Source organism: Streptomyces sp. BK340, from assembly GCF_007827595.1.
Taxonomy (GTDB): Bacteria; Actinomycetota; Actinomycetes; order Streptomycetales; family Streptomycetaceae; genus Streptomyces.
Map to the genome: position 1 here is coordinate 361,465 of NZ_VISR01000005.1, position 13,475 is coordinate 374,939.

Annotated in this window: 13 protein-coding genes; 8 read left to right on the forward strand and 5 right to left on the reverse strand. The window is 72.2% G+C overall.

Translation table 11 applies throughout. The annotated features are described in order from the left end of the window. The first annotated feature begins 38 nt into the window (after positions 1-38). Positions 39-443 carry a hypothetical protein gene (locus FB157_RS13530; RefSeq protein ID WP_145879257.1) on the forward strand — a complete coding sequence of 135 codons (405 nt, stop codon included), beginning with the start codon at positions 39-41 and terminating at the stop codon, positions 441-443. A 27-nt stretch (positions 444-470) separates the two neighbouring features. Here FB157_RS13530 and FB157_RS13535 read toward each other — a convergent pair whose 3' ends face one another. Beyond that, positions 471-836: a helix-turn-helix domain-containing protein gene (locus tag FB157_RS13535; protein WP_145879258.1), complete on the reverse strand. Its 366-nt coding sequence runs from the start codon at positions 834-836 to the stop codon at positions 471-473. Positions 837-953: 117 nt separating this feature from the next. Here FB157_RS13535 and FB157_RS13540 point away from each other — a divergent pair, with 117 nt between their 5' ends. Continuing rightward, positions 954-1,604, forward strand: a complete 651-nt coding sequence (locus FB157_RS13540) for an FMN-dependent NADH-azoreductase (protein WP_145879260.1) — start codon at positions 954-956, stop codon at positions 1,602-1,604. Positions 1,605-1,781: 177 nt separating this feature from the next. After that, the gene (locus FB157_RS13545; protein ID WP_145879262.1) at positions 1,782-2,807 is read left to right on the forward strand and encodes a tyrosinase family protein; all 1,026 of its coding nucleotides are present in this window, start codon (positions 1,782-1,784) and stop codon (positions 2,805-2,807) included. Here FB157_RS13545 and FB157_RS47260 read toward each other — a convergent pair. The 3 genes from FB157_RS47260 to FB157_RS13555 all read right to left on the reverse strand — a co-directional run bounded on the left by FB157_RS47260 (position 2,798) and on the right by FB157_RS13555 (position 4,638). After that, positions 2,798-2,953 (reverse strand): hypothetical protein, encoded by a 156-nt coding sequence (locus tag FB157_RS47260; RefSeq protein WP_186581487.1) that lies wholly within the window; start codon positions 2,951-2,953, stop codon positions 2,798-2,800. The genes FB157_RS13545 and FB157_RS47260 overlap by 10 nt on opposite strands. 274 nt (positions 2,954-3,227) lie before the next feature. Then, complete coding sequence (locus tag FB157_RS13550; protein ID WP_145879264.1) at positions 3,228-4,022, reverse strand: hypothetical protein; 795 nt, start codon at positions 4,020-4,022, stop codon at positions 3,228-3,230. After that, entirely contained in the window at positions 4,015-4,638 is a 624-nt protein-coding gene (locus FB157_RS13555) for an RNA polymerase sigma factor (protein WP_145879453.1), read from the reverse strand. Before FB157_RS13555 ends, FB157_RS13550 begins: the two co-directional genes overlap by 8 nt. A 461-nt stretch (positions 4,639-5,099) precedes the next feature. On the opposite strand from FB157_RS13555, the gene FB157_RS13560 reads away from it, so the two are divergent. The 4 genes from FB157_RS13560 (at position 5,100) to FB157_RS13575 (ending at position 11,887) form a co-directional block, all read left to right on the forward strand. After that, the gene (locus FB157_RS13560) at positions 5,100-5,744 is read left to right on the forward strand and encodes a hypothetical protein (RefSeq protein WP_145879266.1); all 645 of its coding nucleotides are present in this window, start codon (positions 5,100-5,102) and stop codon (positions 5,742-5,744) included. 14 nt (positions 5,745-5,758) lie between these two features. After that, on the forward strand, positions 5,759-8,092 hold the full coding sequence (locus FB157_RS13565) for a glycosyltransferase (protein WP_261386294.1): 2,334 nt from the start codon (positions 5,759-5,761) through the stop codon (positions 8,090-8,092). 20 nt (positions 8,093-8,112) lie between these two features. Next, on the forward strand, positions 8,113-10,428 hold the full coding sequence (locus FB157_RS13570) for a transglycosylase domain-containing protein (protein ID WP_145879270.1): 2,316 nt from the start codon (positions 8,113-8,115) through the stop codon (positions 10,426-10,428). A 187-nt stretch (positions 10,429-10,615) separates the two neighbouring features. Continuing rightward, positions 10,616-11,887 (forward strand): M64 family metallopeptidase, encoded by a 1,272-nt coding sequence (locus tag FB157_RS13575; protein ID WP_261386295.1) that lies wholly within the window; start codon positions 10,616-10,618, stop codon positions 11,885-11,887. 18 nt (positions 11,888-11,905) lie between these two features. Here the strand turns inward: FB157_RS13575 and FB157_RS13580 are convergent, their stop codons facing one another. Beyond that, on the reverse strand, positions 11,906-12,355 hold the full coding sequence (locus FB157_RS13580) for a nuclear transport factor 2 family protein (protein WP_145879272.1): 450 nt from the start codon (positions 12,353-12,355) through the stop codon (positions 11,906-11,908). Positions 12,356-12,468: 113 nt separating this feature from the next. Here FB157_RS13580 and FB157_RS13585 point away from each other — a divergent pair, with 113 nt between their 5' ends. After that, a complete protein-coding gene (locus tag FB157_RS13585; RefSeq protein WP_145879274.1) occupies positions 12,469-13,434 on the forward strand; it encodes a LysR family transcriptional regulator in 966 nt (321 codons plus the stop codon). Positions 13,435-13,475: the final 41 nt, after the last annotated feature.

A 13,475-nucleotide genomic window follows, 5' to 3' on the forward strand; every position in this document is an offset into this window, starting at 1 on the left:
CCGAAGTCGCTCTGAGGGGGCTGGGAGCGTGTTGTGCCGTGGGAAACACGGTGCTGCACACTCTGCTCGTCCCGGATCACCTCGAGGAGATGTTCTACATCGGCGTCCTCTTCGCCGCGGGCAGCGCCGTCATGGTGGTCGTGGCCGTGGCGCTCGTCATGGTGCGGCGCCCCATGACCGCTTGGGCGACCGGGGCGCTCGTCAGCCTCGGCATGATCGTCGGTTTCCTGCTGTCGCGCACCGTCGGTCTGCCGAACGGCTACTACGAATCCGGCTGGGAGGCGCCCTACGGCCCGCTCTCTCTGCTCGCGGAGGGAGTCTTCGTCCTCGCCTTCCTCACCTGGCTGGGAGTCAGGTCGCAGGAGGATGCGGCGCCCGAACGGCCGTACCGGGCGCCCCGCGAACGGACCGCACCGGGCAGCGGCGCGTCGAAAAGCTGGTGAGAGCTGGTTCTGACGGTTGCCCGATCGCTAGCGGTCCACCGTGCAGGCCGGGGCGTCCGGCAGGTGCTCCATGGCCCACGCGCCCAGTTCCCTGAGGGCGGGCTCCAGCGCGGCGCCCGCCTCGGTCAGCCGGTAGGAGACCCGCAGCGGGGGTCCCTCGTCGACCTCGCGGACCACTAGTCCCGCCCCGCCGAGTTCGGCGAGCCGGTCGGAGAGCATGCGCTCGCTGATGCCGGGGATGGCCCGGCGCAGGTCGGCGAAGTGCGTCTGACGTCCCTGCAGGACGGACAGGATCGGGCCGTTCCAGCGCTTTCCGAGCACCTGGAAGACGCGGGTGATGCCGTCGTCCACCCGCCTGCACTGTGCCGCGTCATGCGTCTGCTCCGCCGCCATGGGGCCAGGGTACTACCCGGCCGTTGGGGGATGAAAAAAAGTAAGTACCTGTGTTAGACATAGCTGCATACGAAACCTCAGGCCTGCTGCCGCGGGCCCGTTCCTTTGGAGACCCCCATGGCCACGCTGCTTCACATCGACTCCTCCGTCTTCCCGGGCGAGGCATCCTCCTCCCGTGCGGTGACCGACGCCTTCCGCAGGACCTGGGAGGAGCAGCACCCGGGCGACACGGTGGTCTACCGGGACCTGGCCGTGAACCCCGTCCCGCACATCGACGCCCACGCCCACGTCGCCGGCTTCGTCGACGCCGCCGACCGCACCCCCGAGCAGGCGGCCGCCTTCGCCGCCCGCGTGAAGCTGATCGAGGAGCTGGAGCAGGCGGACGCGGTGCTGATCGGCGCGCCGATGTACAACTACTCGATCCCCTCGACCCTCAAGGCCTGGCTGGACAACGTGATCCTGTTCGGCCGCACCGCGGGCGAGGCCCCCTCCGCCAAGGGCACGCCCGTCACCGTCGTGGCCAGCCGCGGCGGCTCCTACGCGCCGGGCACCCCGCGCGAGCCGTACGAGTACGTCCAGAACTACCTGACGGCGGTCCTCGGCGACGGGCTCGGGCTCGAGCTCGACTTCATCGTCCCGGAGCTGACCATGGCCCCGCAGAACCCGGCGATGTCCGAGCTGATCCCGCTCTTCGAGGCCTCCCGCGAGCGCGCCCTCCAGGACGCGGCCGTCAAGGCGAAGGCCCTGGCGGAGCGCTTCGCCGCGTAGGCGCGGCGTGGCCTCCCTGCCCCTGCCCGCCGGGGAGGGGGCAGGCTCCTCCCACCCGGTCTCCCGCTCGTCCGTTCGGACCGCCGCGGTCGCCGCCCGGTGCGGCCCCTCCCAGAGTGGGTGGGGCGGCCCGACCGGAAGGGGTGTGGGCGGACAGGAGTGAGGAGTGAGCCAGGTATGAGTCCCAGGAAGGCAGCGAAGACGGCGGCGGAGAGGTTCCCCACCGCCGAGGACGCCCTGGAGATCGCCTCGGAGTGGGCGCCCGCCCAGCTCATCGACAGCGAGGAGATCGGCCTGCGGCTGAACCGGATGATGGCGGACGGGCACGTCCAGCCGGGCATGGCGCCGCCCGGCCCGGCCGTGGCCGCCTTCGCCGCCCAGCTCGCCGCGGCCGGTCTCGGCGACGCCGCGTGGCACATGCCCGCCGGGACCGCGGCGCCGATGCCCGCACCGGTGGAGGCGGACCAGCTGCGCTCCCTGGTGACCAGGCTCGTACGGGCCTCGCAGCGGGTGCGCAAGGATCACCGGCAGCTGAGCGATGCCGAGCGGGACCGGTACAACGAGGTGCTGCGCGGGCTCGCGACCACGCCGGCGTACAAGCAACTCGTGGCCGACCACCAGGACATGAGCCACCGGCACCACACCATGCAGGGGATGGGGCCGGTCGCCACCCAGCGCTTCCTGCCCTGGCACCGCGCGTACTGCCTCAAGTTCGAGGACCTGCTCCGCTCGGCCGATCCCGCGCTCACGATTCCCTACTGGGACTACGCCAACGACCACGCCCGCCCCGACTGGGTGTGGAAGCCCGCCGGCGTCGTGCGGCCGACTCCCGCCGGCAGCGGTCTGCCGACCCAGGCGACCATCGACGGACTCCTGGCCCGTCCCACGTTCACGGCCTTCACGTTCGGCAGGGTGATGGCGGGCGTCCAGCCCAACGGCCTGGAAGTGGCCGCCCACAACAACGTGCACAACTGGTGCGGCGGCACGCTCAGTAAGCCCATGGCCTCGTCGAACGACCCGATCTTCTTCCTGCTGCACGCCAACGTGGACCGCATCTGGGACCAGTGGCAGCTGACGCACACCGGCGGCCCCAACGTGACCGGCGCGGACGCGGGGCTCGACCCCTGGTGGACCCAGGCCGCCGGCGGCCTCACCACCGACTCCGTCAAGGACATCACCGTGCTCGGTTACTCCTACCAGTAGCCGCCCGCCGCCGGGGTCACGACCCGCTCGCGCACCTCTCCGCGGCACCGCAGGACCGGATGGAATGGATCAGCCTCGCGGGTACGGCACTTGGCGCGCTGGTCGGCCTGGCGGCGACGTTCGTACACGTCGTTTCTCGCCGCCACCGCGGAAGCGAGCGAGAACCTCAGCAACATCGCCCGCGGCCACGACACCGATCGCGTCCGCGTCGACCCGCGCGGGGACCGTCCTGCGTGACAGCAGGGTGCGTCCCGGCGGCTGGAACTCTCCCTCGTCGCGGAACCGGCCGTCATGGAACAGGCGAACGTCCTCGTGGACCGCTACGACGGCACCGGGACGGGCGCGTTCAAGAGCCGGGTGAAGGTCTGCGGCGCAAGCCCGGCGGGCCCGGACGACACGTTCGTCCGGGCCCGCCCGCCGTCACTTGTGCTTCCCGCCGCCCTTGTCGCCGCCCGAGCCGCCCGTGCCGCCCGTGCCGCCGGTGGTGTTGCCCGCCGTGTTGCCGGACGTGCCCCTGGCGGACGCCTCGGTTCTTCCCGCCGAGCCGTTGCCGGGTTTGCCCGGGCCCGCCGGACTGTTCCGCGCGGCCGCCGCCCGTGCCAGCTGCTCGGAGCAGTACGCGGTGACCTCGTCCTTCCCGCCGGCGGCCGCGACGAGCCGCTGCCAGGCCCGCGCGTCGAGCGCCTTGCCGCGGTCCTTGACCTGCCCGTAGGCCTTGCAGTGGGCTTCGGTGTCCTTGCCGGGGCCGGAGCCGTCCGCCCGTCGGTGCCTGCCGGAGGGGGACGCCGACGAGGCCTCCCCGCCCGGCCGGTCCGTGACCGCCGACGGGTGCGCGGTCTCCCGGCCGGCCCCGGCTCCGTCCGCGGACGAGCCGGCCGAACCGATGGCCGCGACCGCGACACCACCCAGGGTGAGACTGGCGAACACCACGCCGAACGTCACCTTCACGGAGCGCCCGGCATGCCGCTCCGCGGCCGGCCGCCAGTCGTCCCGGCGCCGGGTGCGCGCCCTGCGCGCGGCCGTGCCGTGGGCGGCCCGGAAGGCGGCCACGGCACGCTGCTCGGCCTCGGGGTCGAGATCTCCCGCGCGGAGGGCGACGGCCAGCATCGTCTCCAGTGCGGCGGAGTCCCGCAGGTCCTGCGGACCCGACGAGGCGCTGCCAGGGTGCACATGCCGACGGCCCCGGAACGCGCCGCCGCTCATCCGTTCACCCATGTCCGCTTCCGTTCCTGTCCGACGGGTTCGATTCGTTCTCGGCGCCGACGCCCAACTGGCGGGCGAGGCGTTTCAGGCCCCGGTGGGCGGCGGTCCGCACCGCTCCCGGCCGCTTGCCCAGGACGCGTGCGGCGGCGGGGCCGTCCAGGCCGACCACGACCCGCAGGAGCACGGCCTCGGCCTGGTCCCCCGGCAGCGAGCGGACCAGTTCCAGGGCCCGCTCGGTGGAGAGGGACTCCAGGGCCAGGTCGGGGGTGCTGTGCGGGGCGGGCAGGTCCAGTACGTCCTGCTCGGTCCCGCCCGCCCGGGGCCGTACGCGCAGGCGGCGCAGATGGTCCAGTGCCCGGTGCCGGGCGATGGTCGCCGTCCAGCCGCGGAACCCGGCCCCGTCCCCCTTGAAACGCCCGAGGTCACGGGTGATCTCCAGCCAGGCGTCGGACGCCACGTCCTCCGCGTCGTCGCCGACGAGCCCGCGCAGATAGCCGAGCAGGTTCGGCTGCACGATCCGGTAGACGACCGCGAAAGCGTTTTCGTCACCGTCCTGGGCCCGCGCGACTGCCGCTCCCAGCTCCGCGTCGTACGTCTGCACGCGCCGGGGGTGCCCTACCTGGCCCACAACTGTCCTCGTTCGCACGGGGTTCATGGCGTTCGTCCTCCGCCGTGCTCCGGTCGCGTCGACGGCCCCCCACAGTGACCAGCGTCAGTTCTCACAGAAGTGTCACAACGCACCGTGCGTCTTCACTTCGTGGCCGTCCGTGCCGGGTGACGTTTCGTGTCGGCTCTGCGCTGCATGGCGTGGGAACCGGGTCCGCGCGTGGCCCAGGGCGATCGCCCGGCCGGAAGCCGGCACCACGATCCGCCATTCCCCGGACCTCTCTCCGTGGCGCTGCTGACTCCCCCCGGCAGCGGCACGGAGAGGGACGGGGGCGGCCGGAACCCACCCACTGCGCGGGTTCCGGCCGCCCCCGCATGCCTCGGTGGTGAGGCGGCCGTCGGCCGGGGTGTAACACTTTCGGCCGAGTCCGCTCTGTCCATGTGGACGACCGTGCCGGTCGGCCAGGACAGGGGACGCGACTCGTGCAGTGGACGAACGACGGCGGCGGAGGGTACGGCGAGGATCCGTACGGCGGCGTCGGGTACGCGTATGCCTACGGCCACGAGTACGGCGGCAGTGCCACCGCCGACACGGCCCCGATGCCCTGGTACCCGGCGGAACCCGCGCCGCCTGTGGGGTTCGACACATCCGACCGTCCCGTACCGGAACCGGGCACGCCGACGGGCGAGTCGGTGCGGCCCGTCTTCGTCGATTCCTCGGGGCGCCGCCAGCGCCGCGTGCTTCGTGCCGCCCGGCTGCTGGTGGTCCCCGCCGGCGGCTACGTCGCCCTGCTGATCAGCACGATGCTGGGCGGCCCCAGCATCAGCTCCCCGTTCGTGCCGCAGTCGGGCGCCGAGCATTCCGCCGTGCCTCGCGCGACCGCACCGGACTCCCCGCCCGGCACGGGCCGTACCGCGGGGAGCGGGGGCCCCGCCGCGGCGAGGCAGAAATCCGGCCCCGCAGCGCAGAAGACCTCCAGCCCCACCTACCGGCCGGCAGCGTCGACCGCCCCTGCGGCCACGTCCGCGCCCACCGGGACCACGTCCCCGGCCTCGACCACCGCCTCCGCTCCCACCCACACCTCCAAGGGGCGTGCCGTCGGCTCGTTCCACAACCCCGTGAAGTGATCCAGGGCCCCGACGTGACCGATCGCCGACGCCGCAAGGCTCCTCCCCGCCGCCGCACCCGTACCCGCCAGGCCGCACCGCGCACCCACTGGCTGCTGCTGAGCGTGCTCGCGGTGACCCTGTCGACGGCGCTCCTGCTGCAGGGCTACACCCACCACATGTTCGGCATCACCTCGGATGCCGTGACCGGGCCCCCGGGACGGAGCGAGGCGGTGCCCGCCCAGGTGGCCCGCGGCGGCCCCGTCATCGCGAACGCCGACGCCTCCGCGCGCACCGTCGGACCGAAGGCCCGCACCATCGCGCTCACCTTCGACGACGGCCCCGACCCCGTCTGGACGCCGCGCATCCTGGACGTGCTGCGCCGCAACCACGTGCACGCGACGTTCTTCGTCGTCGGAACCCAGGTCGTGGCCCACCCGGAGCTGGTCCGCCGGATCGTCGCCGACGGCCACCAGATCGGCATCCACACCTTCACCCATCCCGACCTGGCCCGCCTCGCCCCATGGCAGCGCTCCCTGGAACTGCGGGAGACGCAGCTGGCGGTGGCCGGCGCCGCCGGGGTCACCACCGCACTGCTGAGGCCGCCGTACTCCTCGGAGAACGACGCGCTGGACGACGCCGACTGGTCCGTCCTCCAGCAGGCCGACGCCGCGGGCTACGTCACGGTGCTCTCCACCCAGGACGCGGAGGACTGGCAGCGTCCCGGTGCGGACCGCATCCTCGCGAACGCGACACCGCACGGGCGCGCCGGGCAGATCCTGCTGATGCACGACGGCGGCGGTGACCGGTCCCAGACCGTCGCCGCGCTGAGCACCCTGATCCCACGGCTCAAGGCACACGGTCTCCGGTTCGCCACGGTCGGCGCCGCGGTCGGCATGGCCGGACCCGTCCAGCCCGCCGGACTCGGCGACCGTCTGCAGGGGATGGCTTTCATCGAGGTGCTGCAGGGCGGCGACCTGGTCGTGTGGCTGCTGGGCGTGTTGATGTACGCGGCCGGAGCGATCAGCGTGCTGCGCGCGGCGGTCGTGCTGGTCGCGGCTCGCCGGCACCGGCGCCTGCGCTCCCGGGGCCGGTCCTGGGGGCTGCCGGTGACCGAGCCGGTCAGCGTCATCGTCCCCGCGTACAACGAGAGCGCCGGGATCGAGGCGGCCGTACGCTCACTGCTCGCCTCGGACCATCCGGTCGAGATCATCGTGGTGGACGACGGCTCGACCGACGGCACTGCCGATCTGGTGGAGTCGCTCCGCCTGCCGGTACGGGTGATCCGCCAGCAGAACGCGGGCAAGCCCGCCGCCCTCAACACCGGACTCGCCGCCGCCACCTACGACCTGGTGGTCATGGTCGACGGTGACACGGTCTTCGACCCCGACACCGTCCGCGCGATCGTGCAGCCCTTCGCCGACCCCCGGGTGGGCGCCGTCTCGGGCAACGCCAAGGTCGTCAACCGCGGTGGCCTGCTGGGCCGCTGGCAGCACATCGAGTACGTGGTCGGCTTCAACCTCGACCGCCGTCTGTTCGACCTCGCAGAGTGCATGCCGACCGTGCCCGGAGCGGTCGGCGCGTTCCGCCGCCGGGCACTGCTCGACCTCGGCGGGGTCAGCGACGTCACCCTCGCCGAGGACACCGACCTCACCATGGCGCTGTGCCGCGCCGGCTGGCGCGTGGTGTACGAGGAGAGCGCGCGGGCGTGGACCGAGGCCCCCGCGTCGCTGAGCGCCCTGTGGCGTCAGCGGTACCGCTGGTGCTACGGCACCCTGCAGGCGATGTGGAAGCACCGCGGCGCGCTCGTGCAGCGCGGCGCGGCCGGAAAACTCGGCCGCCGGGGCCTGGGCTACCTGCTGCTCTTCCAGGTGCTGCTGCCGCTGCTCGCACCCGCCGTGGACATCTTCGCCGTGTACGGGCTGCTCTTCCTCGATCCGGTCCGGGTCGTCGGGCTGTGGCTCGCCTTCCTCCTGTTGCAACTCATGATGGGCCTGTACGCGTTCCGTCTGGACGGAGAGCGACCAGGCCCGCTGTGGAGCCTGCCGTTGCAGCAGTTCGTGTACCGCCAGCTGATGTACCTGGTGGTGATCCAGTCCGTCTTCACCGCCGTGTCGGGCTCCCGGCTGAGGTGGCAGCGCATGGAGCGCTACGGCAGCCTGCAGGCCCCGGTGGGGGCGGAGGCGCCCGGCAAGGACCGCCCTGCGCAGGGCCCCGTCAGTCCGCAGCGGCCGCCCTGTCACAGCGGTCCGCAGCCGGCGCCGTGCACCCCCGTCCAGCAGCCGGCGCCGCACGGCGGCCTTCCCCAGCCTCCGCCGCACCCGGGTTTCCTGCAGCCCGGACCGTACGAGACACAGCAGTTGTACTGAGAGAACAGTGAGCAGAGCCCATGAGCGGACACCGGCGCCGGCCGCCGCAGCGCCTCAACAGCGGCACGCGTGGCGGAGGTGACCGCGGCACGGGCCGCCGGGCCGTACGTCGTGACCAGGCCCCACGAGAGGAAGTGCCGGGCCGCGCCAAAAGAAGGGCGCCGCAGCAGAAACGTTGGATCGACTACCCGCGCCGGGGCAGGACGGGCCCGCGGCGCTGGCTGCCGTCGGTGCTCCAGGTGCTGTCGCTCTTCCTGCTCGTCCTCGGCGGTACGGCGGCGGTCGTCGGCTACGCCTACGCCACGGTCACCATCCCCGACCCCAATCCCAGGACACTGCTGCAGAACAACGTCTACTACTGGTCGGACGGCACCGTCCTGGCGACCGACGGCAGCGTCAACCGGCAGAACGTCACCCTGGCGCAGGTGCCCGCGGACGTGCGGTGGGACTTCATCGCGGCGGAGAACTCGTCCTTCTACACCGACCCGGGCATCGACCCGCAGGGCATCGCCCGCGCGGTCCTCCACATGGCCGAGGGCGACTCCGTCCAGTCCGGTTCGACGATCACCCAGCAGTTCGTCAAGAACACGTACCTGGACCAGTCGCAGACGATCTCCCGCAAGTTCAAGGAACTGCTGATCTCGTCCAAGATCGGCGCCAGCATGTCGAAGCAGCAGATCCTCCAGGGATACCTGAACACCTGCTACTTCGGCCGCCAGGCCAACGGCGTCCAAGCCGCTGCCCGCATGTACTACAACCTGCCGGTGGAGAAGGTCGACGTGAGCCAGGGAGCCTTCCTCGCCGCGGCGGTCAACGAGCCGAGCCTCTTCCAGTACGCGGACTCCGACCCCAAGGCCAGGGCGAAGGCCGAGTCCCGCTGGTCCTGGGTGCTCGACCGGATGGTGGAGACCGGCAGGCTGACGTCGCAGCAGCGGGCCCGGTACACCGCAGCGGACTTCCCGACGCCCAGGAAGTGGGCCCCCGGCTCGGGACTGACCGGCCAGACCGGCTACCTGGTCCAACTGGCCCGGTCGTACGTCCAGGCGCACGACCCGGCCGTCACCGACGACAGTCTGAGCCGGGGCGGTTACCAGATCCGCACCACCTTCGACCGGAAGAAGACGGCGGAGCTGTCCAAGGCCGTCGCGAACGTGCGCAAGGAGCGGCTCGACCCCGCCCACCGGTCGGTCGACCGGGACGTGCAGGTCGGAGCCGCCTCGGTGGACCCCGGGACCGGCAGGATCCTGGCCGTCTACGGCGGCCCCGGCTACGACCGGGCCCACTACTCGGACAACGCCGACACCTCCGGCGTCCCGGTGGGATCGACGTTCAAACCGGTCGTCCTCGCCGCCGCGCTCCAGCACGGAGCCGTCATGCGACCCGGCGGGCCCGCCCAGGCGGTCACCCCGGCCAGCAAGTTCAACGGTGACGACGGCATCAGGATCAAGGACCAGCAGGGCAGCTACGTCACCGACGACAAGGACCCCACCGGCTTCCTCCACCAGCACAACGACACCGCGCACCGCTGGGGCTACATCTCGCTGCGCACGGCCATGGAGCAGTCGGTCAACACGCCGTACGTGCAACTGGGAGAGGACGTCGGCTACGACAACGTCGCGAAGACGGCCCAGGCCCTCGGCCTGCGCTCCGGCAGCCTCGCCGCCCCCAGCGCCGGCTTCTACATCGGCACCTCGACACCGAGCGCCATCCGCATGGCAGGCGCCTACGCGACCTTCGCCGCCTCCGGTACGCAGACCACCCCGTACTCGGTGACCAAGGTGACCCACAACGGCACGGCGCTGCACGGCTTCACCGCCCCCGCCCCGGTACGGGCCCTTCCGTCGGCCGTCGCCGACCATGTGACCGACGTGCTCCGCGGCGTCATAGCCCGGGGCACCGGAACCAAGGCCCAGGCCCTCGGCAGGACGGCCGCGGGCAAGACGGGAACCACCGACGACTACCGGTCGGCCTGGTTCGTCGGCTACACCCCCCAACTCGCCACCTCCGTGGTCCTCTTCCGAGAGGACCCGAAACATCCCCAGCTGCAGTCCCTGGTCGGCGTCGGCGGCCTCCAGAAGGTGTTCGGCGGCGACATCCCGACCGAGATCTGGACCCAGTACATGCGCGGCGCCCTCACCGGCCTCCCCGACACCCCCTTCCCCACGCCCACGCCCCTGGGGCACGGCGCCGACGAACCCGGCGCTCCCTCTCCCACTCCGTCCGCACACCCGGACAAGCGGGGTGGCAAGGACGGCAGGAAGACGTCCCCCACCGTCGCTCCCAAGCCGGGTACCCCGGCACCCCGCCCCAAATGTCACGGGCACCGGTGCCGTTGAGCCTTGCCCGGCGGGATTTTGCAGACGTCTGATGGAACGTCAACTCCACATTGGGTCTTGCCGGTTGCTGTGCAAGCCTCTAGGTTAAGCGCGCTCTTAAATATACTTAACTGCGTACTTAAGCGAGGTCTCCGTGCAGCACCGCGCAAGACCACGTACGTGCAGGACCGTTGCTGTCACAGCTGCCTTGGCCGCTGCGGTGGCGTTGGCCGTCGGAGCGCACCCGGGGCCGGCCGAGGCGGCAGGCGCTGTCCCCGGCCCCACCCAGCGTGTCGAGTACTTCCCCGGCCCCGGAGCGGAACCCCGCCAGGTGACCGTCCCGGCGGACACCCCCGCCCGGACGGCACGCCGAACGCCGGCCCCGGCGGGCGCCACCGCGACGGCGAGGGCGCTCCAGCGGACCGGTCCGGTGGCCGGGCGGCTCGACCTGGTGGTGATGGGCGACGGCTACACCGCGGACGAGCAGGGCGAGTTCGCCTCGGACGCCGAGGAGAAGCTGGACGAGATCTTCGACATCGAGCCGTACCGGAGCTACCGCGGCCTGTTCAACATCTGGTTGGTCGGCGCCGTCTCCCGCGACTCCGGCGTCTCCGGCGACCCGACGGCCGATGTCACCAAGGACACCGCGCTGGGCGCCCACTTCTTCTGCGACGGCCTCGAACGCCTGCTGTGCGTCGACACGGACAAGGTCGCGGACTACGCCGCTCTGGCCCCGGACGCCGACATCGTCTTCGTCATCGCCAACTCCGCCAAGTACGGCGGCGCGGGCTACGGCGCCGGCGACCTGCCGGCGGGCTCGCCCTTCCACGGGGTGGCGACGATGTCGTCCGCGAACGACAGGTCGTACCTCATCGGCGCCCATGAACTGGGCCATTCCATAGGCCACTTGGCCGACGAGTACCAGTACGCGGGCTACGGCGCCTACCCGTACACCGACGAACCGGCCGAGGCCAACCTCACGCTCCGCCGCGACCCGGGCGCGTCGAAGTGGTACCGCTGGCTCGGGGCCGACGACCCGACGGGCTCGGTCGTGGGCACGTACGAGGGCGGGGGGTACTACGAGACGGGTGTCTACCGGCCGACCGAGACGTCCATCATGCGCTCCCTGGCCTCGACCGAGTTCAACGTCGTCGGCCGCGAGGCGATGATCGCCGGTTTCTACGCCGACGCGGACGCGCTGACGTCCTCCGTCCCCACGTCCCGGCCGCTGGGGCAGGGACGGCGGATCACCGTACGCCTCGCCCCGCTGACCGGCCTCGCCGACCTCGAACTGACCTGGTACGTCGACGGCAGACAGGTCCGGTCGGCCACGGGTGACCTTTCGGTGACACCGCACGAACTGGGTGTCCACGGCCGCGGCCACGAGGTCACGGCGACCGTGACCGACCGCACGACGGCGGTACGGGACCCCGCGGTCCGGGCACAGACGACCGACTCGCTCACCTGGACGGTGCGGTGACGCGGTAGCCGCCGCGGCTCACTCGGTACCGGCGGGCCGGCGGGCGTCGTCGTCCGGGAAGAGGGCCGCGGCCACGTGCCGGGTGTCGGCGTACTCCACGACGGAGGCGATCCTGCCGTCGCGGACCGTGTAGATGCCGATGCAGCGGTTGTCGTAGGTGCCGCCGTACACGGTGGTGGCCCTGGAGGTCCATTCGGCCACCACGCGGTCGCCCTCGGCGATGGTGCTGACCAGTTCGATCTCCACGGTGCCGGGGACGAAGACCGTTCCCATGCTGCCGAGGAACTCGTCGACGATCTCGTCGCGTCCTCGCCACACCTTGGAGACGGGCAGGTCGCCCGGGTAGTGCCAGGTCGCGTCCTCGCGGAAGCTGTCGTGGATGACATCGGCGTCGCCGTCGCGGACGGCCTCGACGTAGCGGACGACGACGGCCCTGGGGTCGTCGGCCCTGGGGTCGTTGGTGGTCATGGGAGTGCTCCTTTCGGTACGGGGGGCTTTCATCGTGGGCGTCCCTTCGGCGGCCCGGCCAACAACGAAGCGGCCGGACCGACAACGCGGGGTTGTCGCATAGGGTCAGGGGCATGGACCTCGACCTCGCCCTGGTCCGCGCCTTCGTCACGACGGCCCGGACCCTGCACTTCGGGCGGGCCGCCGAGGAGCTGAGCACCAGTCAGCAGGCGCTGTCCAAGCGCATCGCGCGGCTGGAGGAGCTGCTGGCCGTGCGGCTGTTCGAGCGTCAGGGCGGCATCCGGCTGAGCGGGGCGGGGGAGCGGTTCCTGCCGGCCGCGCGGGAGGCCCTGGTGGCGGGCGAGCGGGCGGTCGCTGCGGTGACGGGCGCCGGACCGGTCGTACGGATCGACACGTGGGGTCATCTGTACGCGCCGATGCGCACGGTCGCCGACGTGGTGGAGGCGCTCGGTCCGGTGCGGTGGGAGCCGGGTCCGGGACGTGACTGGCCCTCGGTCGCGCAGGCGCTGCTGCGCGGCGACACGGACCTGGGATTCGGCCGGGTGCACCCGCTGCCCGACGGCCGGGACGCGGGACTCACCCAGCGGCTGGTGCGGCTGGAACCCGTCGACGCGGTGGTCAGCCCGTCCCACCCGCTGGCCGGCGCGCCCGCCCTGAGCCCGGCCGACCTGCGCGACAGCGTCCTGTGGTCCCCGGGCGAACTGAGCCGGCTGGACTTCCTGCGCCGCTTCGCCGACGAATTCCGCATCACGCGCCGGCACGACGGTCCCAACCTGGGCCTCGACCACCTCGCGCAGCACATCCGCACCGAGCCCGAGGGCTTCACCCTCTTCCCCGCCGACGCGCCGCTGCCGGACCACATGGGCCTGCGCTGCATCCCGCTCGTCGAGCCGACTCCGCTGTACGCGTGGTCGCTGGCCTGGCGCGAGTCCTCCCGTCACCCCCTGCTCGACACCTTGCTGCGCGGTTTCACCGAAGCCGGGCGTGCCAGGCGCTGGCTGGAGTACTCACCGCGGCGCGACTGGCTCCCCGACACCGACCATCGGAAACTCGCGGGCCACGGCGACCCGGCCGGGTAGCGGACCGGCGCGTGCCGTGGGACTGCCCGCCCAGGCGGGCA

Coding starts and splice junctions, on each gene's coding strand:
- FB157_RS13535 (WP_145879258.1), bottom strand. CDS start 836: ATGGCGGCGGAGCAGACGCATGACGCGGCACAGTGCAGGCGGGTGGAC.
- FB157_RS13540 (WP_145879260.1), top strand. CDS start 954: ATGGCCACGCTGCTTCACATCGACTCCTCCGTCTTCCCGGGCGAGGCA.
- FB157_RS13545 (WP_145879262.1), top strand. CDS start 1,782: ATGAGTCCCAGGAAGGCAGCGAAGACGGCGGCGGAGAGGTTCCCCACC.
- FB157_RS13550 (WP_145879264.1), bottom strand. CDS start 4,022: ATGGGTGAACGGATGAGCGGCGGCGCGTTCCGGGGCCGTCGGCATGTG.
- FB157_RS13570 (WP_145879270.1), top strand. CDS start 8,113: ATGAGCGGACACCGGCGCCGGCCGCCGCAGCGCCTCAACAGCGGCACG.
- FB157_RS13580 (WP_145879272.1), bottom strand. CDS start 12,355: ATGACCACCAACGACCCCAGGGCCGACGACCCCAGGGCCGTCGTCGTC.
- FB157_RS13585 (WP_145879274.1), top strand. CDS start 12,469: ATGGACCTCGACCTCGCCCTGGTCCGCGCCTTCGTCACGACGGCCCGG.